This is a genomic window from Burkholderia sp. Bp8992 (genome assembly GCF_003853705.1).
In the GTDB taxonomy this organism is placed as follows: Bacteria; Pseudomonadota; Gammaproteobacteria; order Burkholderiales; family Burkholderiaceae; genus Burkholderia.
The window spans coordinates 100,217-114,857 of record NZ_QTQI01000001.1; the positions used below are offsets into that span (position 1 = coordinate 100,217).

At 69.7% G+C, this 14,641-nt stretch carries 15 protein-coding genes; 6 read left to right on the forward strand and 9 right to left on the reverse strand.

What is annotated here, in order from left to right:
- The first annotated feature begins 135 nt into the window (after positions 1-135).
- Positions 136-1,788, forward strand: a complete 1,653-nt coding sequence (locus DIE03_RS00485) for a DUF3459 domain-containing protein (protein WP_124446448.1) — start codon at positions 136-138, stop codon at positions 1,786-1,788.
- 70 nt (positions 1,789-1,858) lie between these two features.
- Here DIE03_RS00485 and DIE03_RS00490 read toward each other — a convergent pair whose 3' ends face one another.
- The 5 genes from DIE03_RS00490 to DIE03_RS00510 form a co-directional block, all read right to left on the reverse strand.
- A complete protein-coding gene (locus DIE03_RS00490) occupies positions 1,859-2,452 on the reverse strand; it encodes a thiamine phosphate synthase (RefSeq protein ID WP_124446450.1) in 594 nt (197 codons plus the stop codon).
- A gap of 22 nt (positions 2,453-2,474) precedes the next feature.
- Positions 2,475-3,818 (reverse strand): hemolysin family protein, encoded by a 1,344-nt coding sequence (locus DIE03_RS00495; protein WP_124446452.1) that lies wholly within the window; start codon positions 3,816-3,818, stop codon positions 2,475-2,477.
- 76 nt (positions 3,819-3,894) lie between these two features.
- Positions 3,895-4,674: a sensor histidine kinase KdpD gene (locus DIE03_RS00500; RefSeq protein WP_124446454.1), complete on the reverse strand. Its 780-nt coding sequence runs from the start codon at positions 4,672-4,674 to the stop codon at positions 3,895-3,897.
- Between the two features lie 67 nt (positions 4,675-4,741).
- Positions 4,742-5,665, reverse strand: a complete 924-nt coding sequence (locus tag DIE03_RS00505; RefSeq protein WP_124446456.1) for a DMT family transporter — start codon at positions 5,663-5,665, stop codon at positions 4,742-4,744.
- Between the two features lie 39 nt (positions 5,666-5,704).
- Positions 5,705-6,562, reverse strand: coding sequence for a LysR family transcriptional regulator (locus DIE03_RS00510; protein WP_124446458.1), 858 nt, complete (start codon positions 6,560-6,562; stop codon positions 5,705-5,707).
- Positions 6,563-6,677: 115 nt separating this feature from the next.
- Here DIE03_RS00510 and DIE03_RS00515 point away from each other — a divergent pair, with 115 nt between their 5' ends.
- The 3 genes from DIE03_RS00515 (at position 6,678) to DIE03_RS00525 (ending at position 9,702) form a co-directional block, all read left to right on the forward strand.
- Positions 6,678-7,061: a tautomerase family protein gene (locus DIE03_RS00515; RefSeq protein WP_124446460.1), complete on the forward strand. Its 384-nt coding sequence runs from the start codon at positions 6,678-6,680 to the stop codon at positions 7,059-7,061.
- 126 nt (positions 7,062-7,187) lie between these two features.
- Positions 7,188-8,819 (forward strand): CHAD domain-containing protein, encoded by a 1,632-nt coding sequence (locus DIE03_RS00520; protein WP_124446462.1) that lies wholly within the window; start codon positions 7,188-7,190, stop codon positions 8,817-8,819.
- Between the two features lie 46 nt (positions 8,820-8,865).
- On the forward strand, positions 8,866-9,702 hold the full coding sequence (locus DIE03_RS00525) for a TOBE domain-containing protein (RefSeq protein WP_124446464.1): 837 nt from the start codon (positions 8,866-8,868) through the stop codon (positions 9,700-9,702).
- Positions 9,703-9,869: 167 nt separating this feature from the next.
- On the opposite strand, the gene DIE03_RS00530 is transcribed toward DIE03_RS00525, so the two are convergent.
- From DIE03_RS00530 to DIE03_RS00545, 4 genes are all read right to left on the reverse strand, one after another.
- Positions 9,870-10,571 (reverse strand): sulfate/molybdate ABC transporter ATP-binding protein, encoded by a 702-nt coding sequence (locus DIE03_RS00530; RefSeq protein ID WP_124446466.1) that lies wholly within the window; start codon positions 10,569-10,571, stop codon positions 9,870-9,872.
- 55 nt (positions 10,572-10,626) lie between these two features.
- The gene (gene modB, locus DIE03_RS00535) at positions 10,627-11,304 is read right to left on the reverse strand and encodes a molybdate ABC transporter permease subunit (protein ID WP_124446468.1); all 678 of its coding nucleotides are present in this window, start codon (positions 11,302-11,304) and stop codon (positions 10,627-10,629) included.
- Between the two features lie 10 nt (positions 11,305-11,314).
- Entirely contained in the window at positions 11,315-12,115 is an 801-nt protein-coding gene (gene modA, locus DIE03_RS00540) for a molybdate ABC transporter substrate-binding protein (protein ID WP_124446470.1), read from the reverse strand.
- A 128-nt stretch (positions 12,116-12,243) separates the two neighbouring features.
- Positions 12,244-12,945 (reverse strand): phosphatase PAP2 family protein, encoded by a 702-nt coding sequence (locus DIE03_RS00545; RefSeq protein WP_124446472.1) that lies wholly within the window; start codon positions 12,943-12,945, stop codon positions 12,244-12,246.
- Positions 12,946-13,205: 260 nt separating this feature from the next.
- Between DIE03_RS00545 and DIE03_RS00550 the strand changes: the two genes are divergently transcribed.
- Complete coding sequence (locus DIE03_RS00550) at positions 13,206-14,315, forward strand: PHB depolymerase family esterase (RefSeq protein ID WP_124446474.1); 1,110 nt, start codon at positions 13,206-13,208, stop codon at positions 14,313-14,315.
- 81 nt (positions 14,316-14,396) lie between these two features.
- Positions 14,397-14,573: a DUF3563 family protein gene (locus DIE03_RS00555; RefSeq protein WP_124446476.1), complete on the forward strand. Its 177-nt coding sequence runs from the start codon at positions 14,397-14,399 to the stop codon at positions 14,571-14,573.
- The last annotated feature ends 68 nt before the right edge of the window (positions 14,574-14,641 follow it).

The following is a 14,641-nucleotide window of genomic DNA, read 5'->3' on the forward strand; positions in this document are numbered from 1 at the left end:
CTGACCAGCCTGCATCGCGGTGGCGAATCCGGCGCATACTCGGTTCTCTCCCCCCGCCTGGCCTTCGCATGCCGGGCCCCGATGCGCCGCGCCACGGGCGCGGCCATGCCGCTCGGTACGCACGAGGAGCGCATGATGTCCGATTGTCCGCACGATCCGTACGCGCAGCACTACATCCATTGTTTGCCGTTTGGCGCGCAGCCCTGTGGCGCGCTCGGCACGTCGCCGCGCACGCATTTCCGCGTGTGGGCGCCGGGCAGTACGCAGGTTCAGCTCGAACTCGATTCCGGCTCCGACCCGACGCTCGTTCCGATGACGGCCGCCGGCCCGAACTGGTTCGAAGTCTTCGCCGACTGCGGCGCGGGCACCCGTTACCGCTATCGCCTCGACGATGCCGTGTCGATTCCCGATCCCGCGTCGCGCTCGCAACCCGACGGGCTCAACGGCCCGAGCGAAGTCGTCGATCCGCGTGCGTTCACGTGGCGCAACACGTTCTGGCACGGGCGTGCGTGGGAAGACATGGCGCTTTACGCGATCCGGCCGCACGCGGTGGGCGGCTTCGACGGCGTGCGCCGCCGCCTGCCGCAGCTCGCGCGGCTCGGCGTGACCGCGCTGGAACTGCTCGCGTCACCGCACGACAGCCTGCCGTTCGCGCCGCTCGCGGCCGAGGGCGGCCCCGACGCGCTGAAGGCGCTGATCGACGAAGCGCACGGCTACGGTTTCGCGGTGCTGCTGGAGCTCGACTACGCGCGCTTCGGCAGCGGCACCGACGCGCTGCGCCACTACGCGGCGCCGTTCTTCCATACGCGCGACGATCCGCTGCAGGCTGCGCCGCTGGCGCTCGATCACCCGGAAGTCTGCGATTTCTTCTGCGACAACGCGCTGTACTGGATCGACGAATACCGTTGCGACGGGCTGCGCCTGCGTGAAGCCGACCGGATCGGCGTGTCGTGGCTGCGCGAGATCGCGGACCGCGTGCGCGCGGCCGTGCCGGCCGACCGGCTCATTCATCTCGTGCTCGGCAGCGAGCGGCATCCCGCGCATCTCGCCGATACGCATTTCGACGCGCAGTGGAACGGGTGCGGCGAACGCGCGCTGCACCGGCTGACGGGGCGCGATACGTCGGCCCACGAAGGCATTTCCACGCACCAGTCGATCCACACGCTCGCGCGTGCATTGACCGCGGCCGGTGCGGCATTCCAGCCGGCCGCATCGGCAGAGGGCATGAGGGCCGACGGCGGGCTGGCGCTGACGTCGCTCGTGCTGTCCGACGGCGCATGGCGCGACAGCGGCCAGAGCGACCACGCGCAGGAGGCCGGCCTGGCTGCGCTCGCGCTGTCGCTGCTCACGCCGCAGATCCCGCTGATCTTCGACGAAACCGCGCGCGACGCCGATCGTGCGCACTTCGTGCAGTCGGCGCTCGCGGTGCGCGCGAAGCTGATCGCGCCGCGGCTGTCCGATTGCCGGCCGCAGGACGCGCATGCGCTGAAGGCGGACGGCGACGGCGATGCCGACGCGCTGCTCGCGTCATGGCGGCTCGCCGACGACGAGACGCTGACGATCGCGCTGAACCTGTCGCCCGATGCGCTGCGGTTCGACGCGCCGAAAGGGCGCGTCGTGTTCGAGACGCCGGCGCGTGCGCGCGACCGCGTCGATGAAGGGGAATTGCCGCCGTATTCGCTCGTCGCGTGGCTGACGGGCGACGTCAACCACTATGCGCTGACGCACGACGTGCGGCGCATCGATGACGGTTCGTGGCGCGGCATGCGTGCGAACCTGAACGCCTGAGCCGACGACGGCGTGATGGCTGGAAGGCCGGGCGCATGCGTGCCCGGCTGCACGGCAGGAAATCCCGGACTTACCAGAACCCGCGAATGCCCGCGATGCCGTACGCGCCGTGGCGGCGCGCATCGTCGAGATCCGCACGCGTCATCCCGCCGAGCGCGAAGACGGGCATCGCGGCCTGCGCGGCCAGCGCTGCGAACTGCGCCCAGCCGAGCGTCGGCGCACCGGGGTGGCTGAGCGTCGGCAACACCGGCGACAGCGTGACGAAATCCGCGCCGGCGCGCGCGGCCAGCAGCAGGTCGTCGTGCGTGTGACACGCGGCGGACACCCATCGTCCGGCCGGCAACGGCCGCTGCGCGGCGGCGCGCAACGCGGTGCCGTCGAGATGCCAGCCGGCGCCGTCGAGCCGCGTCACGCCGGCTGCATCGATCGGGCCATTGAGCATCAGGTGGGCGCCGGCCGCGTCGCAGCGCGCGAGCGCCGCGGCGGCGAGCGACGCGAACGCGGCTGCGTCGAGCGATTTCACGCGCAGTTGCACGAGCGTTTCGCCGCGTGCGAGCACGGCCGACAGCCGGTCGAGGAACGCCGCGCGATCGGCCGCCGCTGCGGACGCCGGTTCCGGCGTGATCACGCAGCAGCGCGGCAGCGGCGCGGCGACCGGGTTCATCGCGTGCGGCGCAGCGGGGCCGTCATTCGTCGGCCTCTTTCGCGACTTTCGGATAGACGCGCACGAGCACGATGCGCGGCCCGTTCATCTTCTTCACGACGACGTCGAAGCGGTCGAACGACACGCGCTGCCCTTCGGTCGGCAGGTCGCTGAGCGCCTGGATCACGAGGCCGCCGACCGACTCCGCGCGGCCTTCGTCGATGTCGATGCCGAGCGCCTGCTCGAGCGACACGACGGGCAGGCTGCCCTTGCCCATCAGCGTGCCGTCGTCGAGGCGGCTCCAGTCGGCATCGCCCTGGCGGAACTCGTCGTGGATCTGGCCGACCAGTGCGCCGAGCAGGTTGTCGAGCGTCAGGAAGCCGATCGGCTTCTCGCCCTTGTTGCCGACCAGCGCGAAGTGCGGCGCGCCCTTGCGGAAGCGGCGGAACAGGTCGAGCGCCGGCGTGTCGGGCCGCACGTACTGCACGGGGCGCACGTAGTCGGACAGGTCTTCGAGCGCCGCGCCGGCATGACGTGCGAGCAGCAGGTCCTTCAGGTGGATCAGCCCGCTCACCTGTTCGCGCGACGCGTCCTCGAACAGCGGATAGCGGCTGAAGCGGTGCCGCGCGACGATCTCCATGTTGTCGGGCAGCGGCAGGTCGCGCCGCAGGCCGATCATTTCATGGGCCGGCCGCATCAGGTCCGACACGGTCATCGACGAGAAGTCGAGCGAATGCGCGAGCGTGTTCCATTCGTCGTTGGTGTACGTGCCGCGCGCCGGCTGGGCGGTATTGCCGGCCGTACTGCGGCGGCTGCGCAGGATCAGCTTCAGTTCGTCGGTCGAGTAGTGCGCGTCGCCGCCGTGGTCGGCCGACAGCCCCGCGAGCCGCAGCACTGCGTTGGCGCTGTTGTTGAGCACCCAGATCGCCGGATACATCGCCCAGTAGAACGCATACAGCGGCAGCGCGACCCACAGGCCGACCTTCTCGGGCTGGCGGATCGCCATCGATTTCGGCGCCAGTTCGCCGACGACGATGTGCAGGAACGAGATCAGCGAGAACGCGAACGCGAGCGAGATCAGGTGCACGACGCGTTCGGACTCCACGCCGATCAGGTCGAGCAGCGGGCCGAGCAGTTGCGCGAAGGCCGGTTCGCCGACCCAGCCGAGGCCGAGCGACGCGAGCGTGATGCCGAGCTGGCACGCGGAAAGATACGCGTCGAGGCGGCCGTGCACGATGCCGAGGATGCGGCCGCGCAGGCCGTGCTTGCGGGCCAGTGTCTTGACGCGCGTGGCGCGCAGTTTGACGAGGCCGAATTCGGCCGCGACGAAGAACCCGTTGAGGGCCACCAGGAACAACGCGCCGATGAGCGCGAAGATCTGTAACAAAGAATCGCTCCGGTTATGACAGGCCCGTCAGTATAGAGCCAGAAAGGAATTTGTAATGAATGGGGCGGCCGAATACTTACACCGGCGCCTCACAGGGGACGGAGAAGGTGAGGGTGGTCACTGCGCCGTGGGCGAACGCGGTATGCGAGAACGCGCCGCCGTGCGCGAGCGCGACGCGCAGGCACAGCGCGAGCGTCCATGCGATCCGCTTCGCGTCGCGCTCGCGCAGCATCTCGCGCCGGGCGAACGCTTCGAACGCGTGCGGCTGCGCGGGATCGGCGAGCGCGTCGGCATTCACGGTGCAGGTAGCGCGTGCGGTGAACTGCGCGCCGTCGCGCGTGCATTCGAACGTCACGCGAGTGCCGGCGGCGCTGGCTTCGACGGCGGTCGTCAGCATCGTCCACAGCGCCTGCGCGATGCGCTCGCGGTCGACGGTCAGCGACGGCTCGCCGTCCGGCAGCGTCGCGTCGAGCGCGACCTGCCGTGCGTCGGCGAGCGTCGCGCGCACGAGCGCGATCGTGTCGTCGAGCAGCGGGCGCAGCGCGAACGGCTGTGGCTTGAGTGCGAGCGTGCGGGTTTCCGCGCGTGGCGCGTCGAGCACGTCGTCGATCAGCGCAACCTGCTGGTCGATGCCCGTGCGGATGCCCGCGAGTGCGCGCTGCAGGTTCGGATCGGCATTGGCGAGCTGGCGCTCGAGCACGTATGCCCAGCTGTGCATCGCGTTCAGCGGGCTGCGCAGGTCGTGCGACGCGGTGGAGAGCGCCTGGTCGCGCAGGAACAGCGCGGCCTGGGCGGCGTAATGCGCTGCGCGCTCGCGCAGCAGGTCGGCGGCGGGATCGACGGTAGTGGACGTCACGGAGCTGGCCTGTCGGAAACGGTTGGCGTGGAAGTCACGCGAACCGTCATTATAGGGACCGTGCGCGTCACGCCGGCAGTGCGTCCTCGTCCTTTTTCCGGGCGTCGCCGTTCGGCAGCAACTGGCACGCGAGCAGGCCGGCCAGCATCAGCGCGCAGCCGACGAGCGCGCGCAGCGTCAGCGTTTCGCCGAGCGCGGCCCAGCCGGCGACCGCCGCGAACACGCCTTCCATGCTGAAGATCACGGCCGCGTGCGCGGGCGCCGCGTCGCGCTGCGCGACGACCTGCAGCGTATAGCCGACGCCCACCGACAGCAGCCCGCCGTACAGCAGCGTCGGCAGTGCGCCGCGCAGCATCGCGACGCTGACCGGCTCGACGGCGAGGCCGACCGTGAGGCACGCAATGCCGCACACGAGGAACTGCAGGAACGCGAGCACGAGCGGATCGTGGCGCTTCGCGAGATGGCCGACGGCCATCACGTGCGCGGCGATGATGACGGCGCCCGCGAGCTGGAACCAGTCGCCGTAGAGCACCGAGAAATGCTCGTCGATGCTGAGGAAATACAGGCCGATCGCCGCGAGCAGCGCGCCGAACCACGTGCCCGCGCCGATCCGGTGGCGCGCGAACACGCCCATCAGCGGCACGATCACGACGTACAGCGAACTGATGAAGCCCGCGTTGGCCACCCGCGTGAACTGCAGGCCGACCTGCTGCAGCGAGATCGATACCGCGAGCAGCCCGCCGAGCGCGAGGCCCGGCAGCAACAGCGCCGGGTCGCGGCGGATGGCCGCGAGCTGCGCGCGCGACGCGGCGTTGAGCATCAGCAGCGGCACCAGCACGAGCGCGCCGAGCAGGAAGCGCAGCCCGGTGAACAGGAACGGCCCGATCACGTCGAGGCTCAGGCGTTGCGCGACGAAAGCCGAGCCCCAGATCGCGGCGGCGGCGAGCATCAGCAGGTTGGCGTGGAGGTGCTTGCGGGCTTCGGGCTTCATCGGAATTCTTCTGGAGATTACAGGCGGCGACCCGCTAGTTTACGCCGAGATTGCAAGGCTGTCGGCAAACCGGCGCAGCGCCGCCGCCGCCCGGGCGTCGCGTACCCGCGAATACAGCACGACCTGCGATTGCGGCAGCGGCGGCAGCCCGAATTTCGCGCCGACGTCGGCCAGCGTGCGCGGGGCGACGCGCCGCGCGAGCGGGCAGACGGCGAGCCCTGCTGCGGCGGCGGCCGTGACCGCCGCGACGCCGCCGCCGATGAAGCGCTCGCGCCACGGCCGCGCTGCACGATCGAGCGCGCGCAGCGCGGCCGCCCGCACGCCGCACGGGCCGGCCAGCACCGCGAGCGGCAGCGGCTCGCCTGCGCGCGGCACCCAGTCGGGCGCGGCGAGCCAGGCCAGCGGCTCGGTGAACAGCAGCGTGCCGTCTTCGCGCGGCGAATCCTCGCCTGGCTCGTGCCGCACGATCACCGCGTCGAGCCGGCGTTCGTCGTATTGCGCGAGCAGGTTCGTCGACGTCCCGAGATGCATTTCCAGCGACAGCCCCGGATCCTGCCGATGCAGGCTCGTGAGCACGGCCGGCAGGTCGGGCACCGCGACGTGCTCGCTGACGCCGAGCGACAGGCGGACCGTGCCGGCCGAGATCGCGCCGAGCGCGTGCTCGTGCGCATCGAGCAGCGCGCGGGCGGCCGGCAGGAAATTCTCGCCGTCGGCCGCCAGCTTGACGACACGCGGCGTGCGCGCGAGCAGCGGCGTGCCGAGATGGGCCTCCAGCCGCTTCAGCTTCAGGCTGACGGCCGATTGCGTGGTGCCGAGCGCATCGGCGGCGCGCGTGAAGCTGGCGAGATCGGCAACCAGCACGAACGCGCGCACGGCATCGAGATCGAGTACTTTCATTTTGAATGTAAATGAATGAAATATTCATCAATGACTGTTCATTATAGTTATGCGCGCCTAACCTGATGCTGTGTTTCCGTTCTTCAACGTCAACTTCACCGACAGGAGCAGGACCATGCCACTTACCCGTATCGCCGTACGCGAAGGCAAACCGGCCGCCTACCGCGCGGCAATCGTCGACGGCGTGCAGCGCGCGCTGGTGCGCACGTTCAACGTGCCCGAGGACGACATCTTCATGGTCGTCACCGAACATGCGGCCGAGAACTTCGTGTATGGCCGCCATTACCTCGACATCGAGCGCAGCGACGATCTCGTGATCATCCAGATCACCGCGAACAACACGCGCACGCTCGAGCAGAAGCGGGCGCTGTACCGGGCGATCGCCGACAACCTCGCGGAGCAGCCCGGCGTGCGGCAGCAGGACGTATTCATCAGTCTTGTCGAAGTGCTGAAGGAGAACTGGTCGTTCGGCAATGGTCTCGCGCAATACGCCGTTTGACCTGGGACACGACGACAGGGCCAGATCGTCGCCAGCACGATTGTGCGACGTGTACTATGGAAGCTGCTTCACGGACGACGCCGGCGTGGTCGATACGCCGGCGATTCTTCTTGTGCAGGAGCCTTCATGTCGCGTGCGTTGGAAATCGTGTTGTCGCTGTCGCTGGAAGGTTGGCCGGTCAAGGCTGCGAGCCGCACCCGCGGCACGCAGCGCGACTTCGGCGCCGAGCTGGTGCGGGCGTGGCGGATCTGCCCGCAGGTGCGGATGCGGCGCGGCCATGAACGCGTGACGATCGAGCCGTGCCAGATCGAGGAGGCCGAGGCGAGCCCCGGCGCAAGCTGGTGGACCTGGGTCGAATCGAACGCGCATGGCAGGCGCGTCGTCGCGTCGCGCACGAAGGCGTTCGCGCCCGGCGTCACCGAGCGCGAACTGTTCGATGCGGAGCATGCCGGCATCGTCGTCGCGATGCCGTTACCCGTACCCGTTACGACGATCGCAGCCGATGCCGATGCGCCGACGGACGAAGTCGATGGCGCCGCGCGTGACGCCGCGCCACCGGATGCGGGTGCGCGGCTCGACACGTCGGCGCTGCGCCTCGTCAGCGAACGGCGGCGCGGGCGGTGGGCCGACGACAGCGGCGTCGTGGTCGAGTTGACGCTCGACGACATCACGCTGTCCGGCGGCGGCGAGCCGCCGCGCCGCTACGTCGAGTTGCGGCTTGCGGCACCCGACTGGGAAACCGTGCCCGCGCGCACGGCCGCACTGCATGCGCTGTTTGCCGCGGCGCGCGAGCTGAGCGGCGCGTGGCCCGCGTTCGTGCAACTGACGAGCGTGATCGACCGCGCCTGCGCGGGCGCGCCGGTGGCCGCCGGGCTGGTCAAGGCGCAGCTCGTCGACCTGACCGGCATCCGCACGCAACGTGCCGCGCTGTTCGCGCTGTCGGGCGACATCACCGCGCAGTGGCTCGGCAACGAAGGCGGCGTGCTCGAGCGCGACGATCCCGAATTCGTTCACCAGATGCGCGTCGCGCTGCGCCGCCTGCGCACGCTGATGCGTTTTTTCCCGCGCTTTGCCGACCGCCAGTGGCGCGACACGCTCGGCGTCGACCTGCGCTGGCTCGCCGGTCTGCTCGGCACGGTACGCGACTGGGACGTCTTTTCGACCGAGAGCCTGCCCGCGCTGATCGCGGCCGACGGCGGCGACGGCGACTGGGACGGCACGCTCGACGCGGCCCGCGCGCAGGCGATGGCCGCACGCGTCGAGCTGCGGCAGGCGCTGCATTCCGCCCGCTATGCGCGGCTGACGCTCGGCTGGCTCGAATGGCTGGGCACGCTCGCGCTGCCGGCGGCCGAAGGCGGCGACGCACCGTCGCTGCGGCGGCACGCGACGAAGCGCGTGCGCCGGCTGTTCGGCCATCTCTACGCATCGCCGTCGCTCACGTCGCTCGATTCGGCTGCGCGCCACCAGGTGCGGATCGACGCGAAGCGGCTGCGCTATGCGCTCGAATTCTTCGCGTCGCTGGCGTCGCGCCGCACGCGCAACGAGACGGTCAAGGCGCTCTCGCGCGTGCAGAGCGTGCTCGGTGAAGCGAACGACACGATCGTCGCGCTGCATCACCTCGAGCAGCTGGACGCGCCGCCATACCAGATCGGTTTCGTGCGCGGCTACGGCGCGGCGCTCGAACAGCGCGCGGCGCGCGACGCCGAAACGCTGCTGGCCAGCCTGCGCCCGCCGAAGCTCGACGGCAAGCCGGGCTGAGCGGCGCGCTGACTATAATGGCCGCCCGTTTCCCGCACGCATTCCGATGACCGACGCACCGCATTCCTCCTCGTCCGCCGAACCGCTCGAACTGGGCGGCGAGCTGTGGCTGCGCGCCGGCGAGCAGACGCTCGGCGGCGCGACGCGCATCGCGCTGCTCGCGGCGATCGGCGACACCGGCTCGATCACGCGTGCGGCGAAGGCCGTCGGCCTCAGCTACAAGGCCGCGTGGGACGCCGTCGACACGATGAACAATCTCGCCGGCGAACCGCTCGTCGCGCGGTCGACGGGCGGCAAGGGCGGCGGCGGCACGACGCTGACGCCGCGTGCGACGTCGCTGATCGCCGCGTTCCGCACGATCGAGCGCGAGCATCGCCGCTTCATCGAGGCCGCGAGCGCGGCCGTCGCCGGCTTCGACGTCGACTGGGCGCTGATCGGCCGGATCGGGATGAAGACGAGCGCGCGCAACCAGTTGTTCGGCAAGGTCGCGTCGATCGTGCGCGGCACCGTCAACGACGAGGTGACGCTCGCGCTGCCCGGCGGGCAGCCGGTCGTTGCCGTGCTCACGCACGAAAGCGCCGAGGCGCTCGGCCTGCGGGAAGGCGCGGATGCCTGCGCGCTGGTGAAGGCGTCGTGGGTCGTGCTCGCGGTGGACGATGGCGGGTCGGACCTGAAGGTGTCTGCGCGCAACCAGTTGAGAGGCAGTGTGGAAGCCGTCGCGACGGGCGCGGTGAACAGCGAGGTGACGCTGGCGCTCGACGGTGGCGGGACGCTGACGGCCGTCGTCACCAACGACAGCGTCGAGGCGCTGCAACTCGACGCCGGTCGACCGGCGATCGCGCTGTTCAAGGCGTCGAGCGTGATTCTCGCCGTGACGGGCTGACGAAGCAGCCCGGGCGGCGCGCGTCGAAGATCGTGTGACGGACGGGGCGAAGCCGGCATCGCACCGCACGTGCGCGATACCGGCTTCGTTTCCGCTTTCAGCCTATGCCGCTACGCGCGGCTTCTCTCAGGCTCCAACCTGCCTGCCACGACCACGGCCGCGCGCGCTCAGGTGACGCGCGTCGGCCACTCGGCGTGCGGCGGGTTCGCCTGCACGCGTCCTTCGCTCAACTGCACGACCTGGTCGCCGAATGCGGCGACGTCGTCGGGGTCGTGCGAGATCAGCACCATCGGGATATCGAGCCGCGCCTGCAGCTCGGCGAGCTCGTGGCGCATGCGCTGGCGCATCGCGCCGTCGAGCGCCGCGAACGGTTCGTCGAGCAGCAGGATCCGCGGCTGCGCGACCAGCGCGCGCGCCAGCGCGACACGCTGCTTCTGCCCGCCCGACAGTTGCGACGGATACTGCCCCGCGAGCGTTTCCAGGTCGAAGGCGCGCAGCCAGTACGCGACCTCGGGCGGCACCGCCTTCGCGCGCGGATTGCGCAGCCCCGGCGTGAGCCCGAACGCGATGTTCTGGCGCACGTTCAGGTGCGGAAACAGCGCGTAGTCCTGGAACAGGTACGCGACGCGGCGGTCGCGGGTCGGCACGTCGATGCGGCGCGCGGCGTCGAACAGCGCTTCGCCGTTCAGCGTGATCGAGCCTTCGTCGGGCGACAGCAGCCCGGCGATCGCCTGCAGCGTCATGCTCTTGCCCGCGCCGGACGGCCCGAACAGCACGACGCGCTGAGTCGTCGCGGTGAACGACAGGTCGAGCGTGAAGCGCCGCTCGGCGTTCGCGTAGGTCTTGCGGATGTCGACGACGAGGCTCATGCGCGCCTCCACCGAAGCAATCGGGTCCCGGAACGATACGGACGGGGCACGCGCGTCATGTCAGCTGGCTCCGCCGGGCGCGCGACGGCACGAGCCAGCCGGTCGCGAGCAGCACGAGCACGCAGGTGATCGACGTCACCAGCACGAGGAAGTTGGCCGTGTTGTCGTCGCCGGCCTGCACGGCCGCGTAGATCGCGACCGACAGCGTCTGCGTGCGGCCGGGCAGGTTGCCCGCGATCATCAGCGTCGCGCCGAACTCGCCGAGTGCGCGGGCGAACGCGAGCAGCGCGCCCGCGAGAATGCCGCGCGTGGCGAGCGGCAGCGTCACGCGGAAGAACACCGCGACTTCGCCGAGCCCGAGCGTGCGCGCCGCGCGTTCGAGATGCGGATCGACGCCTTCGAACGCGGCGCGTGCCGACTTCAGGATCAGCGGAAACGCGACGACCATCGATGCGATCACCGCACCCTGCCACGTGAAGACCAGCTCGATGCCGAGGCTGTCGAGCCATGCGCCGAACACGCCGCGCCGGCCGAGCAGCACGAGCAGGTAATAGCCGAGCACCGTCGGCGGCAGCACGAGCGGCAGCGTCAGGATGGAATCGACGACATCGCGCAGCGGCGAGCGCCAGCGCGCGAGCACGAACGCGGCCGCGACGCCGAGCACGAGGTCGAGCGCGGTTGCCCAGCCGGCAACCTTCAGCGACAGCAGCAGCGGTACCCAGGCGTCTTGCATCGCGATACGCTCACTTGCCCGCGGGCTTGAAGCCGAACGTCGACAGCACGGCCTGGCCCTGCGGCGACGCGACGAAGTCGATGAACGACTGCGCCTGCGCGGCGCGGCGGCTGTCCTTGACCACGGCGATCGGGTAGGTGATGGCCGTCCTGGTCGGCACCGTGAGCGCGACCTTCACGCGACCCGGCATGATCGCGGCGTCGGTACCGAACACGAAGCCCGCATCGACCTCGCCGCGCGCGACGTAGTCGAGGCTCTGGCGCACGTTCGCGGCCAGCACGCCCTTCGCGCTGACGGCATCCCACACGCCGGCCGCGCGCAGCGCGCCTTCGGTGTAGCGGCCGACCGGCACCGATGCCGGGTCGCCGTACGCGATGCGCTTCACGCCGGGCGCCGTCAGGTCGTTCAGCGACGTCGGTGCTGCCGCGTGGCTGTCCGCCGGCACGATCAGCACGAGCGAGTTCGCCGCGAAATCGCGACGCGTGCCGGGCACGATCACCTTTTCGTCGACCGCGCGATCCATCGCCTTCTGGTCGGCCGACGCAAACACGTCGGCCGGCGCGCCCTTGGCGATCTGCTGCATCAGCACGTCCGACGCGCCGAAGTTGAACAGCACCTTGGTGTCCGGATGCTGCTTCTGGTAAGCATCGCCGACGGCCTTGAACGCATTCGTCAGGCTGGCGGCGGCCGACACGACCAGTTCGTCGGCGGCGGAGGCGGGCGCGCTGAACGCGATGCCGGCAGCGGCAAGCGCGGCCATCGGCAGCAGGCGGAGCAGGGTGCGGCGAAGCGGACGGACGGTCGAGCGCATGGCGGATTCGTTTCGAATGGGTGGAAACCGTAATCGTAATATAGGGCGGGTTATAACGCTCGACATACCGTTCATGCGACGGTGCGCATGAAATGGTCAGACCTGCAAAAGGGCGGCCGGACGGCCCGTCACATGCGGAACGTGTGCTGCGTCGACGATTCGGTGCGCTGCAGCGACGACGGCTGCGACGCGGGACGGTAGTTCGGGTTGGCCTTCCAGCGCGCGCGGACGAACGGGCGCTCGTGGCCAGACAGTTCCAGCGCGACCTTGGTGACCCAGCGATGCGACGGCACCGTGATGCCGTGCAGCGCGACGGTGACGATCGCGAGGCTCGCGACGACCGCCGGCACCGACCAGCGGTGCGGCACCGCATGCCACGAGCCGGCGATGAACACGAGTGCGGCGATCGCGCCGACGATGCAGCCGGTGATCGATTCGGATGGCGAATGCGCATCGAGCGCGACGCGCGACACGCCGACCGCGACGCCGGCCGCGAGCCCGAGTGCGATCCCAGCGAGCCGCGCCGGCGTGCGCGTGCGGATCAGCGCAAGGAAGATCGCGACCGGATACACCGACGTCGACAGCATCGCATGGCCGCTGAACCCCGTGAAATCCCACGCGCGGATGCCGATGCCCCAGCCGAGGAACGCGATCTTCGTGAGCGCCACCACGCCGATCGCGGCCGCGAGCACGCCGAGCCACGCGGCCGCGCGCCGCCACGAGTAGCCGAGCGCGAGCCAGACGGCGATCGTGATCGCGAGCGGCAAGGTCAGGCCCGCGCCGCCGAACGCGGTGATCATGATCCACAGGTGAGACGACAGGTCGAACATCGGGAAGGGGACGAACGAAGGCGGGGAGAATGCTCAAATCAACGCGCGAGCCGGGAAGAACGACTACAACGGATACAAGCGGCGAAACTCCAGTATAGCGCCGCATATGCATGAGGCCCGATTTTTGCGCCGCCGGGAACTATCCGCATGCAGGAAAAATCCCAGAAACAATGTTATGGTGCATTGCACAAAGTCGAACGATGCACCCGTTGCGGTGCCTTCATGGCGCCCCTATTTTTTCCTGACTGCGAGCCCGATCGATGACCAAAAGTCTGACCAAGGTGTGGCTGGGCGGCATGAAACGCATGCTGTCTCCGGCCGCCAAGCGCGCGGCGCGCGATGCGCAGCGCATCACTCGCGACGCACTCGAAGCTGCCGCCGCTCCGGCCGCATCCGATCTGTCCCCGCCACGCGAATCGCGCGTGCGTCCGCGCGCTGCCGCATGGGCGGCGGGGGAATGGACGCGCGGCGAACATCCGATGGCCCCCGCACTGGGGCGCCTCGTCCAGAATCTCGCCTACGGCCTGTACGTGCCGCCCGGTCGCCGGCGCGGCGCGATGCCGCTCGTCGTGATGCTGCACGGCTGCCAGCAGTCCGTCGACGAATTCGCGCAGGGCACGCGGATGAACCTGCTGGCCGACCAGCACGGTTTCGCGGTGCTGTATCCGGAGCAGTCGCTGCGCGCACACGCGCATGGTTGCTGGCACTGGTATGAAGATACCGACCGCGCCGGACGCGGCGAGGCGAACACGGTGGCGTCGCTGGTCGACGCGCTCGTCGACGAGCATGGTTTCGATGCGTCGCGTGTCTACGTGGCGGGGCTGTCGGCCGGCGCGGGTCTCGCGTCGCTTCTTGCACTGCACCATCCGGACCGTTTCGCGGCGGTGGCGCTGCATTCGGGTCCCGCGCTCGGCGAGGCGAATTCCGGCATCACCGCGATGGACGTGATGCGGCGCGGCCTGCGGCAGAACCCGGCGGCGCAGGTCGATGCGCTGGCCGATGCGGCTACGTATCCCGGCATGCCGGCGCTGATCGTCCACGGTGACGCCGACCACGTAGTCGCGCCGAAGAATGCCGACCAGCTGACGGTGCAGTTCATGCGCCTGAACGGGCTGGCCGATGCGCGCGGCGCACTGCGCGGCGGCGAACGTGTCGAGACGCGCGAGGCAGGCGCGCAGATCACCGACGTCTGCCGCGACGGCGAGCCGGTCGTGCGGCTTTGCCATGTGAAAGGGCTCGCTCATGCGTGGGCCGGCGGCGACGAAGCCGTGCCGTTTCATGCGGCGGCCGGCCCCGATGCGAGTGCGATGATCTGGGCCTTTTTCGAGGCGAATCAACGCACTGTGGCGACGGAACGACGCACCGTCTGATCAACGCTGGCCAAAGCCTAGGGTTTTCCCTATAATTCGGGAAAACCCTAGTCAAAGAACCTTTGGATTGCGAGATCGAACATGTACCTGCTGAGCCACCTCTTCCTGATGCTGACCAAGAACGCTGAAAAGGCCTCGAAAGAGCGCGCGGACGCGTACCTGGCCGATGCCACCGACATCTACGATCTCGAATTCCGCATGCGCAAGATCGATCGCGAAGCGGCGATGAACCGCCCGTATTCGTTCGGCTCGCGCTAAGCAGCGCAGGCGGGCACGCTGGCCCGCCGCTTCGACGAATCGCGCAAAAGGGGCGCGTGCGGCACCAT